The 13375-nt window shown below is 60.6% G+C and carries 19 protein-coding genes; 9 read left to right on the forward strand and 10 right to left on the reverse strand.

Going from position 1 to position 13375, the window contains the following annotated elements; translation table 11 throughout:
• Nucleotides 1-38: 38 nt before the first annotated feature.
• Complete coding sequence (locus tag ACN2XU_RS16315) at nucleotides 39-437, reverse strand: hypothetical protein (protein ID WP_419411517.1); 399 nt, start codon at nucleotides 435-437, stop codon at nucleotides 39-41.
• Nucleotides 438-576: 139 nt separating this feature from the next.
• Here ACN2XU_RS16315 and ACN2XU_RS16320 point away from each other — a divergent pair, with 139 nt between their 5' ends.
• Nucleotides 577-1788 carry a TsoY family (seleno)protein gene (locus ACN2XU_RS16320; RefSeq protein ID WP_419411518.1) on the forward strand — a complete coding sequence of 404 codons (1212 nt, stop codon included), beginning with the start codon at nucleotides 577-579 and terminating at the stop codon, nucleotides 1786-1788.
• A gap of 66 nt (nucleotides 1789-1854) precedes the next feature.
• Here ACN2XU_RS16320 and ACN2XU_RS16325 read toward each other — a convergent pair whose 3' ends face one another.
• The 6 genes from ACN2XU_RS16325 to ACN2XU_RS16350 form a co-directional block, all read right to left on the reverse strand.
• Nucleotides 1855-2664: a division plane positioning ATPase MipZ gene (locus ACN2XU_RS16325; RefSeq protein ID WP_419411519.1), complete on the reverse strand. Its 810-nt coding sequence runs from the start codon at nucleotides 2662-2664 to the stop codon at nucleotides 1855-1857.
• 192 nt (nucleotides 2665-2856) lie between these two features.
• Nucleotides 2857-3420: a F0F1 ATP synthase subunit B gene (locus ACN2XU_RS16330; protein WP_419411520.1), complete on the reverse strand. Its 564-nt coding sequence runs from the start codon at nucleotides 3418-3420 to the stop codon at nucleotides 2857-2859.
• A gap of 5 nt (nucleotides 3421-3425) precedes the next feature.
• Complete coding sequence (locus ACN2XU_RS16335) at nucleotides 3426-3989, reverse strand: F0F1 ATP synthase subunit B' (RefSeq protein ID WP_419411521.1); 564 nt, start codon at nucleotides 3987-3989, stop codon at nucleotides 3426-3428.
• An 86-nt stretch (nucleotides 3990-4075) separates the two neighbouring features.
• Nucleotides 4076-4300: a F0F1 ATP synthase subunit C gene (locus tag ACN2XU_RS16340; protein ID WP_005981269.1), complete on the reverse strand. Its 225-nt coding sequence runs from the start codon at nucleotides 4298-4300 to the stop codon at nucleotides 4076-4078.
• A gap of 81 nt (nucleotides 4301-4381) precedes the next feature.
• Nucleotides 4382-5152, reverse strand: coding sequence for a F0F1 ATP synthase subunit A (locus tag ACN2XU_RS16345; protein WP_419411522.1), 771 nt, complete (start codon nucleotides 5150-5152; stop codon nucleotides 4382-4384).
• Entirely contained in the window at nucleotides 5142-5537 is a 396-nt protein-coding gene (locus ACN2XU_RS16350; protein WP_419411523.1) for an AtpZ/AtpI family protein, read from the reverse strand. The genes ACN2XU_RS16345 and ACN2XU_RS16350 overlap by 11 nt, the downstream gene beginning before the upstream one ends.
• 251 nt (nucleotides 5538-5788) lie before the next feature.
• Here ACN2XU_RS16350 and ACN2XU_RS16355 point away from each other — a divergent pair, with 251 nt between their 5' ends.
• The gene (locus tag ACN2XU_RS16355; RefSeq protein WP_419411524.1) at nucleotides 5789-6127 is read left to right on the forward strand and encodes an ArsR/SmtB family transcription factor; all 339 of its coding nucleotides are present in this window, start codon (nucleotides 5789-5791) and stop codon (nucleotides 6125-6127) included.
• 20 nt (nucleotides 6128-6147) lie between these two features.
• On the opposite strand, the gene ACN2XU_RS16360 is transcribed toward ACN2XU_RS16355, so the two are convergent.
• The 3 genes from ACN2XU_RS16360 to ACN2XU_RS16370 all read right to left on the reverse strand — a co-directional run bounded on the left by ACN2XU_RS16360 (nucleotide 6148) and on the right by ACN2XU_RS16370 (nucleotide 8366).
• Nucleotides 6148-7035: a DMT family transporter gene (locus ACN2XU_RS16360; protein WP_419411525.1), complete on the reverse strand. Its 888-nt coding sequence runs from the start codon at nucleotides 7033-7035 to the stop codon at nucleotides 6148-6150.
• Nucleotides 7020-7901: a LysR family transcriptional regulator gene (locus ACN2XU_RS16365; protein ID WP_419411526.1), complete on the reverse strand. Its 882-nt coding sequence runs from the start codon at nucleotides 7899-7901 to the stop codon at nucleotides 7020-7022. Before ACN2XU_RS16365 ends, ACN2XU_RS16360 begins: the two co-directional genes overlap by 16 nt.
• Before the next feature lie 201 nt (nucleotides 7902-8102).
• Complete coding sequence (locus ACN2XU_RS16370) at nucleotides 8103-8366, reverse strand: hypothetical protein (protein ID WP_419411527.1); 264 nt, start codon at nucleotides 8364-8366, stop codon at nucleotides 8103-8105.
• A 462-nt stretch (nucleotides 8367-8828) separates the two neighbouring features.
• Between ACN2XU_RS16370 and ffh the strand changes: the two genes are divergently transcribed.
• Genes ffh through rpsP form a run of 7 tightly spaced genes read left to right on the forward strand, consistent with a single transcriptional unit; the run spans nucleotide 8829 to nucleotide 13308 of the window.
• Nucleotides 8829-10340: a signal recognition particle protein gene (ffh, locus tag ACN2XU_RS16375; RefSeq protein WP_419411528.1), complete on the forward strand. Its 1512-nt coding sequence runs from the start codon at nucleotides 8829-8831 to the stop codon at nucleotides 10338-10340.
• Nucleotides 10341-10874, forward strand: coding sequence for a GNAT family N-acetyltransferase (locus tag ACN2XU_RS16380; protein ID WP_419411529.1), 534 nt, complete (start codon nucleotides 10341-10343; stop codon nucleotides 10872-10874).
• Nucleotides 10871-11401 carry a GNAT family N-acetyltransferase gene (locus ACN2XU_RS16385; RefSeq protein WP_419411530.1) on the forward strand — a complete coding sequence of 177 codons (531 nt, stop codon included), beginning with the start codon at nucleotides 10871-10873 and terminating at the stop codon, nucleotides 11399-11401. The genes ACN2XU_RS16380 and ACN2XU_RS16385 overlap by 4 nt, the downstream gene beginning before the upstream one ends.
• Complete coding sequence (locus ACN2XU_RS16390; RefSeq protein ID WP_419411531.1) at nucleotides 11398-11985, forward strand: GNAT family N-acetyltransferase; 588 nt, start codon at nucleotides 11398-11400, stop codon at nucleotides 11983-11985. Before ACN2XU_RS16385 ends, ACN2XU_RS16390 begins: the two co-directional genes overlap by 4 nt.
• Nucleotides 11985-12587: a GNAT family N-acetyltransferase gene (locus ACN2XU_RS16395; protein ID WP_419411532.1), complete on the forward strand. Its 603-nt coding sequence runs from the start codon at nucleotides 11985-11987 to the stop codon at nucleotides 12585-12587. The genes ACN2XU_RS16390 and ACN2XU_RS16395 overlap by 1 nt, the downstream gene beginning before the upstream one ends.
• Entirely contained in the window at nucleotides 12580-12879 is a 300-nt protein-coding gene (locus tag ACN2XU_RS16400; RefSeq protein WP_419411533.1) for a chorismate mutase, read from the forward strand. Before ACN2XU_RS16395 ends, ACN2XU_RS16400 begins: the two co-directional genes overlap by 8 nt.
• Before the next feature lie 48 nt (nucleotides 12880-12927).
• Nucleotides 12928-13308 (forward strand): 30S ribosomal protein S16, encoded by a 381-nt coding sequence (gene rpsP, locus ACN2XU_RS16405; protein ID WP_419411534.1) that lies wholly within the window; start codon nucleotides 12928-12930, stop codon nucleotides 13306-13308.
• Nucleotides 13309-13375: the final 67 nt, after the last annotated feature.

Consider the following 13375-nt stretch of genomic DNA (forward strand, 5'->3'; position numbering starts at 1 on the left):
CACAATATATTGGTCCGTATCGTCCATATTGCGGTAGCTCAGAATTTTCCACATTCCAACGAGCCGGAGTAAACCCCGTCCCGCCCCTGCAGCGCATCAATATCACAATACAACATGTGCCTCCGCTTCGGTTTTTTCGGGGGGGTTTCGCCGTTGCAGGACAGCCCGATCAGCATCATGGTCGGATCGCCCTCTACCCACGCCGCACGGCAGCCGGTTTGAATCTGCGCAGCTATGCCCGCCTTGCGCGCGACGGTTTCGAAGCGCGGCAACATTTCGGGGTTCGTGCGCGTCGCTTCGACAAGGTTGTCGCGGATGCGGAGTGTAAATTTTGATCCGCCGTATTCGGTCTTGATCGCCTCAACGCCACGGAAGCCAGGGCCACCCATCGCACAGGCGGACGTCAACAAGAACACTGTCAGAAAGATGTATCGCATAGGGCACCATGGCGGGCACGTGGTTACCAAAGCGTTAACTCAAGCATTTCCGACACCGGCGCATCTTCCCCCTTTACATTCCTCTTTTTGAATGCTTTATACATTCACGTTACTGAATTTATAATGTCAGGAGGCCACGATGGCTGCGACACAGACCCGCCCGGCTGATATCTTTTCGCCGATCTACTTCCTTGGCTCGCTTGGGGCCGGAGGGATTTCAGTCTCCTTTTTCATGTTCTTGATGTTCTGGGTTCCGCACCCCGGGCGCCCTGTCCCGATCTTTGAGGACATTGCAGCGGCGTGGGATAGCGGCGAAACGCCAATGCAGATCGCCATAGCCATCGCGATGGCGGGCATCGCTGCCTTTACTTTCCTGAACATCAAATCGCTGCTGTGGAGCCTTTCGGCCTATCGCACCTTCAAGCGTACCGATGCATATGCCCGGCTGCGCGCGTCGAACGCGGAATCAACGCTGCTTGCTATGCCGCTGGCCCTTGCAATGAGCGTGAATGCGCTGTTCATCGTCGGGCTTGTCTTTGTCCCCAGGCTCTGGACCGTGATCGAATTCCTCTTTCCGGCGGCCCTGGGTGCCTTTGGTCTGATCGCGGTGATGGCGTTCCGTTTGATCGGAGCATTTCTCGGGCGGGTCTTGTCAAAGGGCGGGATCTTTGACGTGACCGCGCACAATTCCTTCGCACAGCTGACCCCAGCGCTTGCCATCGCAATGATCGCTGTCGGATTCGCCGCCCCGGCGGCAATGAGTGCCAATCCCGCGACCGTCGCGGCCTCGCTCATTCTTTCTACTTTGCTGGCGATCCTTTCGGTGCTTTATACCCTGTTCGCCGCCACAACCGCCGTGAGTTCCATGCTGCACTACGGTACAGCACGCGAGGCTGGGCCGACGTTGATGATCATCGTCCCGATCGTCACCGTGCTTTCGATCCTCATGATGCGTCAAAGCCATGGTCTGCACACCACCTTCGAGGCTCATGGGAACGCAGGTCAGACCATGGTTTTCCTCGCCCGCATGCTGTCAGTCCAGATCGCCTTTCTCGCTCTCGGGATCGTGGTGCTCCGGGCGCAGGGCTACTTCAAGGATTTCGTGATCGGCTCCAAGACCTCGGCGGGGTCCTATGCGCTCGTCTGTCCGTTCGTTGCATTCGCCGTGCTGCTGCAGTTCTTCGTCAACAAGGGGCTCGTCGCGGCAGAGGTGATTGCAAAGTTCGACACCGCCTACTGGATCCTGACGGCCGTGGCCATCGCCTCTCAGATGATCGCCATTGCAATTATCTTGCGGCTGAACCGCCAGCACTTTTCCCGCAACACGGCTGTGCCGATACCAGCCGCCTGAAGGTAAGGTCTGCAAACAAAAAAGGTCGGATCCAGCGATCCGACCTTTCGCCGCAATCCCGGCAGATCAAAACCGCACTTCGACCCCGGGCAGGTTCAGCGCCTTGATCAGGTCCCGCAATTCCTGGCGCGCCGCGACGTTGGAAATGTTCAACTGTTTGACGCCAACGTCCTTGAGATCGAGCAGGGTCAGCCCGCGCGGGAACAGTTCACGAAAGACAACACGCTCGGAAAAACCCGGCGCAACGCGAAAGCCGATGCGTTTGGACAGCCGGGCGAGCGCTTTTTCCATCTTCATCTTGTTGACCATCTGCTGCGCACCCAGACGGTTGCGCACGACGATCCAGTCAATGGGCTTGAGACCTGCTTGAGCGCGCAGCTGCCGCGCTCCCCAGACCATTTCGGAATAGACCGACGGCCCAAGGATCTTTTCGCTGTCGTTGTCGATGCGGGCGAGTAGATCGAAGTCCACGAAACTGTCGTTCAGCGGCGTGATCAGCGTATCCGCAAGGGAATGCGCGACCTGGCTAAGCCGGGTGTGAGAGCCGGGGCAATCGATCAGGATGAAGTCCGACTTGGGTTCGAGATCGGCCACGGCCTTGCTTAGCCGGTGATCGTGAGCGTTCACACCGGGCGCGAGCGTGGCGGGATCGACCTCGGGCAATTCCGCATGATGCGGGCTTGGCAGATCTATTCCGACATCGGCCAGATGTTTGCGCCGGTTCTCGACGTAGCGGCCCATGGTGCGCTGCCTAAGGTCAAGATCCAGCGTGCCAACACGATACCCAAGCCGCGCCAGAGCGGTGGCCACATGCATGGACACGGTAGATTTGCCAGCCCCGCCCTTTTCGTTCCCGACAACGATGATATGTGCCACGGCGCGTCCCTCTGATGCCCCAGATGTTCCGGTGTAGAGCTTCGCTCAAACAGTATCTTGTGTTCGGCGTCAAGAAAAGCAACGTGCTAAACGTCATGAATTACCGTGGCCCACCTGCCGCAACCAAGAGCCACGAAAAAGGCCCGCCGCTTGTGCGCCGGGCCTTTTCAATCACTGTGACCAGACGATCTGTCAGTGCAGCTTGGCACCAACCTGTGCAATCGAATCGTCGATCAGCTTGTTCGCCTCGGCGGCGCTCATCTGTTTCGCCACGACGTCACGGGCAGCGGCAACAGCCACTGTTGCCGCACGGTCGCGCACTTCCTTGATCGCGCCGGCTTGTGCGGAAGCAATCTGAGATTCGGCCCCGGCCAGACGACGCTCGATCGACTCGGCGATGTTCGACTTGGCCTGCTCTGCCGCGATCTGTGCTTCTTCACGGGCATGCGCGATGATGCGCTCTGCCTGCTCGGACACTTCACGCGACTTGCGCTCGTAGCTTGCCAGAAGGGCCTGGGCCTCTTCGCGCAGCGCACGGGCTTCATCAAGCTCGCTCCTGATGTCGTCTGCACGCTTGTCGAGAAGCTTGCCCAGCATCCCGGGAACCTTGAAATAAACAAGGACACCAAGGAAAAGCAGGAAGCCCAGAAGCACGACAAAGTCTGTGTTTCCCAGCGAAAAGAACGGCCCGGATGCGGCCAATGCCGGGGAAGCCAGGGTGCCTGCGAGGGCGGTGGGAATGATCAGCTTGCGCATCGGTCTTATCCCTTTACCTGGTTGGACACGGCTGCCGCGATGGCCGCCTCGTCCGCCTTGCCACCGAGTGCGGCAACGATGGCCGCCGCAGTATCCCTGGCCACCTCTTCAACGGCGTCCGCAGCGGATGCGCGGATTTCGTCGATGGCTTTCGCAGATTCGGCAGCTTTGGCGTCAATCTGTTCGTCAGCTTTGGCCAGAGCGGCGTCAAGTTCGCCCTTGATCTCATCGCGGGTCTTTTGCGCGATGGCCTGTGCCTCGGCCTTGGCATCGGCCAGCGCCTTTTGATAAGCGGCTTCGGCCTCTTCGGCCTTGCGCTTCAACTGTTCGGCGGCAGCGATGTCATTGGTGATCGTTCCCTGACGTTCCGCCAGAACCGAGGCAATCCTCGGCAGCGCGATGCGCGAGAGAACAAAGAAGATCACCACAAGCGTGATAACCAGCCAGATGACCTGATTGGGAATCCATTCGCCGCAAAGCTGCGGCATCCCGATGGCGGAGCCATGGGAGTCCACGCAGGCACTCACAGCCTGAGCTGCATGCTCTGCTCCGTGGGTTTCGGTCGCCATGTCGTCCTCCGTCGGAACGTTGTCGTTACATCGGGCGGCTCAGGTGAGCCTCAGCCGCCCGCGCGTAAGGATCGGTGTTCCGTGGATTAGACGGCGAACATCAGCAGCAGGGAAACGAGGAAGGCAAAGATGCCCAGTGCTTCCGCGAATGCGATGCCGATGAAGAGAGTTGCAGTCTGCGATGCAGCTGCGGAGGGGTTGCGCAGAGCGCCGGCAAGGAAATTGCCTGCCACGTTGCCCACACCGATTGCGGCTGCGCCGGAACCGATTGCTGCCAGGCCTGCGCCGATGTGTGCGAGATCGCCTTCCATGAGAATTCTCCTTACGATTGGAAGTTGGATAGTCTTTTGGGTGTTCGGGTGGATAAGGCGGACCTGAGTGGCCCACCGTCCTTAGTGATGCGGATGCAGTGCGTCCTTGAGGTACACGCACGTCAGGATCGTGAAGACATAGGCCTGAATGAAGGCCACGAGGACCTCAAGGCCGTACATTGCGGTGATCGCGACAACCGATAGCGGCGAGATCGCAGCGACCGCGGCAAAGCCCGCGAACACCTTGATCACCGCGTGACCGGCCATGACGTTACCGGCAAGACGAATGGAGTGACTGACGGGGCGCACAAAGTAGGAAATCAGTTCGATAATCGCCAGGATCGGGCGCAGCGCGAGCGGTGCGGAGGCGACCCAGAACAGCCCCAGGAAAGACGCGCCGTTCTTCACAAAGCCAAGAATGGTCACCGTCAGGAAAACGGCCAGTGCCAGCACCACAGTCACGGCAAAATGCGAGGTCGTGGTGAAAGACATCGGCAGAAGGCCAAGGAAGTTGGCCGCCACGATGAACAGGAACAGGGTCATGATGTAGGGGAAATACTTCAGACCGTCCTTGCCGGTGACGTCCTCGACCATCTTGTAGACAAAGCCGTAGGCAAGTTCGGCGATGGACTGGCTGCGGGTCGGCACAACCGCGCGGCGCGACGTGCCGATGACCATGAGACCGATGATCGCCAAGATCGCCAGGAACAGCCACAGCGTGACGTTTGTGATGGTGAAGGCGCCCACAGGGCCGTCGCCGAACAGCGGCTTGACGATGAACTGGTCCATCGGGTGGAAAACCAGGCTGCTGTCTTCTGCTGCTGCTTCTGCGCCTTGCGTCTCAGTCGCCATTTTTGTCCCCTTCGTTGACCCCCGGTCGGGCGGCCCCTGTATCGTCCTTGACCGAACCGGCCAGATCATTCGCGGCCTGAGCGGCCATGTCCTTCGCCTGGAACTCCTTCGCGGTGCGCAACATCACGTTGATGCCCGCGGCGATCCCCAGCAATGTAAACACCACCATGAGAAACGGCGTGGTTCCAAGCACACGGTCGAGCCCGTACCCGATGCCAAAGCCGATCCCGAGACCGGCCACCATTTCCGTCACCATGCGCCACGCCATGTTGGCCTGACTGTAGTGCTCTTCCTGATGCGCCTTCGTGCCCGCTTCGGCCCTTTTGACCGCTTTGATACGCTCATCCAGCGCTCTCAGCTTGTCCTTCGGATCGTCATCGCTCACGTAGAACACCTCACTCAGAGAGTTGAGGCTTGCTAAGCTCTGAGGCCCTCCGAGTCAACATGCTGTTAAGACCCGTTAGAACGAGTATAAGCCTCTGTAATACAAAGACTTTCATGACATCAGACACCGCGTCGTCATTCTGCCGCAGGTTCTCCATGGTCGCCCATGCCGCGAAATGAATATTCAACGGTTTGGTTGAGTTTTGGCATGCAGCCCTTGACGCCCTCCATCGAAGCCGCCTTATGAACGCCATGAGCGCACCTCTCGACACGGTTTTTGCCGCCCTGGCCGACAGCACCCGCCGCCGCATCCTGTCGATGCTGCTGGAAGACGACATGGCCGTAACGGATGTTGCCGAGCCTTTCGACATGTCCCTGGCCGCCATCTCCAAACACCTCGGGATTCTCGCGGCTGCGGGCCTCATCAGTCAGGAAAAGCGCGGTCGATTGAAGTGGTGCAAGCTTGAGCCCGACGCGCTCAAGTCGGCCTCGGTCTGGATGCAGGGGTTTGGCCAGTTCGAGCCGGTCAACCTGGATGACTTCGAGCGATTTCTGGCGCAGGAACTGCCGGAGCGTGCAGAGGATCGCTGATCACGGCAAGCCGTGCCTCTTCACTCCCTCAAGAGCATCAACAACGCCGCCGCCGTGAGCGCCACGCCCGGCAATACCATCGCCTGCGGCATACCTTGCCCCAGCGCCATTTCCCACAAGATCACCCAAGAGGGTGTCAGATAACTGTAAGCCATGACCTTTGCAGAGGGCAGGCGCAAAGTGGCAAAGCGCAGGATGAGAAAGGTAAGCGCTGTCGCGGCCAGCGCCACGTAGAGCAAAGTCACCCAGACGATGCCCGGCAAAGCCGCCCAATCGGTGGCAAGGATGTCCCGCCATGCCCAGAGCGCCAGCAGCAAGGCCCCCGCCGTCAGGATTGCAGCGTTGAACCCCGACCCCGGCTCGCCACGGCTCAGCTTGCGCAGCAGTGGCGAATAGAGCGCGTGGCCAAGGCAGCCCCAGAAATAGATCGCCTCGCCGCGCCCGATCTCGAACAACCGCAACGCCGTCCAGCTTCCGTCGAAAATCACCCAAAGCGCCCCGGCAGCCCCGACAGCAATGGCCAGAGCCATCCACGGCGTTGTCACCTGCCGCACGACCAAATACCCGAAGACCGCCGTCAAAGCCGGATTGAGCGTGAAGACCGCCGCCATGCTCACCGGTTCGGCGGTCTGGAGCCCTTCGAACATCATGACGAAATAGAAGGCAAAAAGTCCGGCTAGCAGCACATAGCGCCAGGGAGCGGCAAACACGGGGCGCTTAATGCCACCGTTGATCGCAGCAAGCGCCCACATTGCGCTCGCCCCGATGGCGAAGCGCACCGCATTCATCGCGGCCGGATCAATGAACGGCGCAGCCATACCGCCGAGCGAAAAGCTCCCCGCGACCAGCGCCGAAAAGCAAAGCATGGCAAGGTGGCCTTTGCCCGCCTCGCTCAGCGCTCCGGGCATCCGCCGACAACGTCTTTCAAATGCCCGAGAAACGCCTGAACCTTCGCAGTACGATGCAGATCGACATGTGTGACAAGCCACAAAGGCGAAGACCACTCTTCACGTGGCGGGAGCACCTGCACCAGATCCGGATACATCGCCGCCTCCCGTACCCCCAGGAACCCGATGCCCGCGCCATCCAGAACCGCGCGCTCGGTGACCCGGCTGTCAGTTGTGCGGAATACGACCCGCTCGTGCGGAACGGTGCTCCACAACCACAGATGGAATGGCGCGCGGTTTCCGATATCGTCGTGACAGACAAAGAAGTGTTCGGACAGATCGGCTTCCGTCTCGGGGCAGCCGTGCCGCTCGATGTAGGCTTGACTGGCGTAGAGGGCGATTTCCTGTCCGACGAACGCCTGGACGACGTTGTCCGGTTCTTGCGGCTGTTTGCCGGCGCGCAGGGCGACATGCGCCTCGCCGTACTCCAGGCGGAACACACGGTCATCTGTCAGATAGCGGACGGTCACATCCGGGTATTTTTCGCGAAAGGACGTCAACGCGCCGACCATGAGGGGCGCGAAGGCAACGAGCGATGTCACAAGCAATTCACCGGAAACATCGCTGCCGCGCCCCTTGATGCGGCCTTCGAGCTGGTGAAACTGTTCGTCCGTTGTTTTGGCGACGCGCAGAAGATCCTGCCCGGCCTCCGTTGCCGTATAGCCACGGGCATGGCGCTGAAACAGCTTCACACCCAGCCGTTGTTCCAGTGCATCGATATGCCGAATCACGGTTGCATGGTGCACGCCCAGCGTCTCGGCAGCGCCGCTGACAGTACCTTGTCGCGCCACGTGAAAGGCGGTTCGCACCTCGTCCCAATTGTTCATATGGCCAGCCTCGGCGAATGTGTGATCGGACCGCTATACCGCCACCGTCCCGCCGGAATGACAAGCACCGAAAAACTCGATGCGTCTCGGCTTGCGAGGACGTCCGGGCGAAACAAGAAATGCCGGGGATCGGAAATCCCCGGCATGCACAGATGCCAGACCAATGGCCCGACACCCACTATTACAAGGCGTAAGCCTGAATTACTGAGCTGCGGTTCCGCCGGTTGTGCCGGTGGTCGACGCGCCTTGGCCGCCGCCGCCGCCGTTTGCCAGAGCGCCAACCACGACAACGCCGCCGAGGACAGCTGCTGCGGTTGCAACACCCGGAGCGGACGAGCTGGCCGCTGCCATTTCAACCGGGACGTATGGGTCATCGTCGGTTTCGACAGCGTCGCCATAGCTGCCCGCGAAAGCGGTCGTTGCGGACAGTGCGACCGCTGCGGTCGCCAGGATAAACTTGTTCATTGTAAACTCCATTCGAGACGTTTGGTCGCCAAGCTAGCAACTTCCACATAAAAATACAAAAGTAAAACTCTGATTGCCAGCGTCTCCGCAACGACCGGCAAAATTGTTCTCATAGTGCATCACCTTTTACACGGTTCCTTGAAAATGCCTCTCCTGCCCTGCCTTTTCGCATGCATCCACTTGAAACTTGACTCTCGCGCCAAGCCCGCTTAATCCGCAGGCAACCTCCGGGAGTGTCATCTGCTTCCGGTCCCATGGGCTTTGCCCGGGATCGCCCTCCGTCAGCGCGTTGCGCCCACGGGGGCGTTTGCTGTTTTGCCATTGGCCTGTCAGGCCTGAACGCAAGGCAGCGCACTGCACCGGTCTCGGCGCAGCGTCCGGATTTGCCTGTCTGGGTTTGAGAAGCACGCGGCGCGGTCTTATCTGAGGCGCACCAGGATCAGAAAAGGAGGGGCATCCCTCATGTTTGAGAATCTTTCCGATCGCCTTGGCGGTGTCTTCGACCGGCTCACCAAACAGGGCGCGCTGTCAGCCGACGATGTAAAAATCGCCCTGCGCGAGGTGCGTGTTGCCCTTTTGGAAGCAGACGTCTCGCTTCCCGTTGCAAGAAATTTCATCAAATCGGTTGAAAAAAAGGCGACCGGTCAAGCGGTAACCAAGTCCGTGACCCCCGGTCAGCAGGTCGTCAAGATTGTTCATGACGAGCTGATCGCCGTCTTGGCCGGCGAGGGCGAGCCCGGAACGTTGCGCATTGATTCGCCTCCGGCGCCGATCCTGATGGTCGGCCTGCAGGGCGGCGGAAAGACAACCACCACGGCCAAGCTCGCCAAGCGGCTGAAGGAGCGCGACGGCAAGAAAGTCCTTATGGCCTCGCTTGACGTAAACCGCCCCGCCGCCATGGAGCAGCTGGCCATTCTCGGCACCCAGATCGGGGTCGACACCCTGCCGATCGTGAAGGGCGAAGACCCCGTGGCGATTGCCAGGCGGGCAAAGACGCAGGCCGGTCTTGGCGGCTATGACGTCTACATGCTCGATACCGCTGGCCGTTTGTCCATCGACGAAGAGCTGATGGCGCAGGTCGAAGCGGTGCGCGACGTGGCGAACCCGCGCGAGACGCTGCTTGTCGTTGACGGCCTGACCGGTCAGGATGCGGTGCATACGGCGGAAAACTTTGACGAGCGGATCGGCATTTCCGGCGTGGTCCTGACCCGGATGGACGGTGACGGACGCGGTGGTGCGGCGCTCTCGATGCGCGCCGTGACCGGCAAGCCGATCAAATTCGTTGGCCTTGGCGAAAAGATGGACGCGCTCGAAACCTTCGAGCCGGACCGTGTCGCGGGCCGCATCCTTGGCATGGGTGACATTGTCTCCCTCGTCGAGAAGGCGCAGCAAACGCTGGAGGTCGAGCAGGCCGAGCGCATGATGCGGCGCTTCCAGAAGGGTCAGTTCAACATGAACGACCTGAAAATGCAGCTTGAACAGATGATCAAGATGGGCGGCATGGAGGGCATGATGCAGATGATGCCCGGCATGGGCAAAATGGCCAAGCAGGTCGGCGATTCGGGCCTTGATGACAAGATGCTCAAACAGCAGATCGCCCTGATCCAGTCCATGACCAAGAAGGAGCGCGCCAATCCCCAGCTTCTTCAGGCCAGCCGCAAGAAGCGGATCGCGGCCGGTGCCGGCATGGAGGTCTCGGATCTCAACAAACTGCTGAAAATGCAGCGCCAGATGTCCGACATGATGAAGAAGATGGGCAAAATGGGCAAAGGCGGCATGTTGAAACAGGCCATGAAAGGCATGTTCGGAAAAGGCGGCATGCCTGCGGATATGGCCGGTATGGACCCATCGCAGATGGACCCGAAGGCGCTCGAAGCGGCGGCCAAGCAGATGGGTATGGGCGGCAAGATCCCCGGCCTTGGCGGCGGCGCGGCCCTGCCTCCGGGCCTGTCGGGTTTCGGCAAGAAGAAGTAAATGCCCGCGCCTGTTCTGCATACTCCGCGCCTGACGCTGCGCCCCCATGTCCTGAGCGACATGGCTCCGTTCTGGGAGTTTTTCCGGAGCGACCGGGCGGAGTATGTCGACGCGCCGCAGAACGAAAGCCATTTTTGGTATGGGTTTGCCAGCGAGGTCGGCAGCTGGGATCTGATGGGCCATGGCGGCTGGGCCGTGGACACCAAGGGCGGAGACTTTGTCGGACAAGTCGCAATCACCCGACCGCCGCATTTCCCCGAGACTGAAATCGGCTGGCTCTTCTTCGAGAGTGCCGAGGGCAAAGGCTATGCCTCTGAAGCCGCGACCGCCGCGCTGCATTGGGCGTGGGCTCAAGGCTTTGAAACCCTCGTCTCCTACATTCACCCGAAGAATGCGCGGTCGATCGCCCTCGCTGAGCGTCTTGGCGCGGTGATGGACTCCGCGGCGGCGTTGCCTAATGGAGAAACCTCCAAAGAGACCGTTGTCTACCGCCATGCACCGGATACCGATGGCGCTCCGGAGGCCTACGCATGAGCCTCGTCCCCTTTGCTCCCCGACTCGAAACCGATCGGCTGATCCTGCGCGGCCCGGAGAGGGCCGACGCCGAAGCCGTCATCGCCTTCCTGGGTGATCCGCTGCGCAGCGAAGGGTTCGGACACATCCCGCAGCGCGGCGAAGCGTGGCGGTGGTTCGCCTTGAATGTCGGTCACTGGCATTGGCACGGCTATGGCTATTTCGTGATCGAGGACAAGGCGACCGGTCAGCCCGCCGGGATCAGCGGCATCTGGAACCCCGAATCCTGGCCAGAGCCGGAAGTTGGCTATGTGGTGTTTGACGGCTTTGAAGGCAAAGGCATTGCTTATGAAGCAGCATGCCGGGTCCGCCGTTACGCCTATGAGGACCTCGGGTTTACCACGCTGACGTCCAACATCGTTCCGTCCAACGCGCGCTCCAAGGCGCTCGCGGCGCGCATGGGCGCGGTCTACGAACGCACCTACGAGAACGAGAACATGGGCGAGGACGAGCTCTGGCGGCACCCCGGTCCGGAGGCCTTGGCATGAACAAGATCGCCCCCGCGCCCTGCGAACAGCACCAGCCCGGCCCCGGCGCCCGCGCCGCTGCGCGCCTGTGCGGCAAGGTGCCGGTGATCGACACCCGGCGCCTGCAACTGCGCGGCCCCCGGGTCTATGACTTCAAGACCTACGCCAAGATCTACGAAAGCGATCGCTCCATTCTCATGGGTGGTCCGTACACCCGCGAAGAGGCATGGCAGGAGTTCACGAATTATACGGCGCTCTGGCTGTTGCACGGTCATGGCCTTTGGACGATTGATGCGCTGACGACACCCTCGGCGGGGTTCGTGCTTCTGGGCTATGAATGGGACGATCCGGAAGCCGAGCTTGGCATCTTCCTCAGCGAGGAGGCCGAAGGCCAGGGCTATGCCCAAGAAGCGCTTGAGGCAGCCCGCGATCATGCCTTTTCGGCGCTGAAATGGACCAGCGTCGTCTCCAATGTTGCGCCTGACAATGTGCGGTGCATTCGATTGATGGAGCGGGTCGGGGCGCGCCGTGACACCACCGCCGAAGCCTTGCTCGATGGTGATACGATGGTTTTCCGGCACCATGCTGCAGAAGGGGGGCACTGATGGCAAACACCAGCATCCCCGTTCTGGAAACCAAACGGCTTGTCCTGCGTGGCCCCGAGCCGCAGGACTATGCCGCCTTCAAGGCGACGTTCGCCTCCTATCGCTCGCGCTTCATGGGCGGGCCGCTCAATGCCTATGAGACATGGATGCTCTATGCCTCCGAGATAGGCCACTGGGAAATCCGCGGCTTTGGCATGTGGATGGTCCACCTGAAGGACACCGGCGAGACGGTCGGCATGGCGGGCGGCTGGTTTCCGGCAAAATGGCCGGAGCGCGAGATCGCCTGGATCATTTGGCCGGACAAAGCGGGCAAGGGCTATGCCCTCGAAGCCACCGACCGGGTGCGGCGCTATGTCTACCATGATCTCGGCTGGGAAACCGCCGTCAGCTACATCGACCCGAAGAACCTAGATTCGATCCGGCTGGCCGAGCGTCTTGGCTGCACCAAGGATCACGCGGCGCCGACCGTTGACGGCAACGACGCGGTCTATCGCCATCCGACACCGAACCAACTGCAGGGGCAGACGGGCCATGGCATAGCCATGGAAATCGCCCATTATCAGGACCCACTGTTCAAACCGAAAGGCTTTGCAATTGACTGAAGACGTCGTCACACGCGCCGCCGCGCTTCTGAAAGGGCACCGCGACAGCATTGACCGGCTGGACGCGATCCTTGTCTTTACGCTGGCCGAACGGTTCAAGCACACGCAGGCCGTGGGTGTCCTCAAGGCACAGCACGACCTCCCGCCATCCGACCCCGCCCGCGAGGAAAACCAAATCGCGCGGCTCCAGGATCTGGCAACCCAGGCCGATCTCGACCCGGAATTTGCCAAGAAATTCCTGAATTTCGTCATTCAGGAAGTCATCAAGCACCACGAACTCCACCAATCCTAGGCGGCTCCCAAACCCCGTCTGACACGCCATTCCAAAGGAGAAACTCAAATGGCTATCAAAATTCGTCTCGCCCGTGGCGGCTCCAAGAAACGCCCCTTCTATCGCATTGTTGCGGCTGACAGCCGTATGCCGCGCGATGGCCGCTTCATCGAGAAGCTGGGCACCTACAACCCGCTTCTGCCGAAAGACAGCGAAGACCGCGTGCAGATGGATGTCGAGCGCATTCAGTACTGGATCGGCCAAGGCGCTCAGACCACCGACCGCGTCGCGCGCTTCCTCGAAGCCGCTGGCGTGAAAGAGAAGACCGAGCGTAACAACCCCAAGAAAGCGGTTCCCGGCAAGAAGGCGCAGGACCGCGCTGAAGAAAAGGCCGCCAAGGCAGCCGCCGCTGCCGAGGCACCGGCTGAAGAAGCGGCATCGGAAGAGTAATCCTGCTTCCAGTGCCCGCCCCGGCGGTCAGCCCACCTGGCTGCCGGGGCATCTTGTAACATGAGGC

Origin of the sequence: Pacificoceanicola niger (assembly GCF_048553275.1) — a bacterium.
Taxonomy (GTDB): domain Bacteria; phylum Pseudomonadota; class Alphaproteobacteria; order Rhodobacterales; family Rhodobacteraceae; genus Pacificoceanicola.

Bases quoted from the DNA above. Each gene is read 5' to 3' on its own strand.
- ACN2XU_RS16365 (WP_419411526.1), bottom strand. From the start codon at position 7,901: ATGAACAATTGGGACGAGGTGCGAACCGCCTTTCACGTGGCGCGACAA.
- ACN2XU_RS16385 (WP_419411530.1), top strand. From the start codon at position 10,871: ATGAGCCTCGTCCCCTTTGCTCCCCGACTCGAAACCGATCGGCTGATC.
- ACN2XU_RS16335 (WP_419411521.1), bottom strand. From the start codon at position 3,989: ATGGCGACCGAAACCCACGGAGCAGAGCATGCAGCTCAGGCTGTGAGT.
- ACN2XU_RS16330 (WP_419411520.1), bottom strand. From the start codon at position 3,420: ATGCGCAAGCTGATCATTCCCACCGCCCTCGCAGGCACCCTGGCTTCC.
- rpsP (WP_419411534.1), top strand. From the start codon at position 12,928: ATGGCTATCAAAATTCGTCTCGCCCGTGGCGGCTCCAAGAAACGCCCC.
- ACN2XU_RS16370 (WP_419411527.1), bottom strand. From the start codon at position 8,366: ATGAACAAGTTTATCCTGGCGACCGCAGCGGTCGCACTGTCCGCAACG.
- ACN2XU_RS16340 (WP_005981269.1), bottom strand. From the start codon at position 4,300: ATGGAAGGCGATCTCGCACACATCGGCGCAGGCCTGGCAGCAATCGGT.
- ACN2XU_RS16390 (WP_419411531.1), top strand. From the start codon at position 11,398: ATGAACAAGATCGCCCCCGCGCCCTGCGAACAGCACCAGCCCGGCCCC.
- ACN2XU_RS16395 (WP_419411532.1), top strand. From the start codon at position 11,985: ATGGCAAACACCAGCATCCCCGTTCTGGAAACCAAACGGCTTGTCCTG.
- ACN2XU_RS16355 (WP_419411524.1), top strand. From the start codon at position 5,789: ATGAGCGCACCTCTCGACACGGTTTTTGCCGCCCTGGCCGACAGCACC.
- ffh (WP_419411528.1), top strand. From the start codon at position 8,829: ATGTTTGAGAATCTTTCCGATCGCCTTGGCGGTGTCTTCGACCGGCTC.
- ACN2XU_RS16380 (WP_419411529.1), top strand. From the start codon at position 10,341: ATGCCCGCGCCTGTTCTGCATACTCCGCGCCTGACGCTGCGCCCCCAT.
- ACN2XU_RS16315 (WP_419411517.1), bottom strand. From the start codon at position 437: ATGCGATACATCTTTCTGACAGTGTTCTTGTTGACGTCCGCCTGTGCG.
- ACN2XU_RS16360 (WP_419411525.1), bottom strand. From the start codon at position 7,035: ATGCCCGGAGCGCTGAGCGAGGCGGGCAAAGGCCACCTTGCCATGCTT.
- ACN2XU_RS16320 (WP_419411518.1), top strand. From the start codon at position 577: ATGGCTGCGACACAGACCCGCCCGGCTGATATCTTTTCGCCGATCTAC.
- ACN2XU_RS16345 (WP_419411522.1), bottom strand. From the start codon at position 5,152: ATGGCGACTGAGACGCAAGGCGCAGAAGCAGCAGCAGAAGACAGCAGC.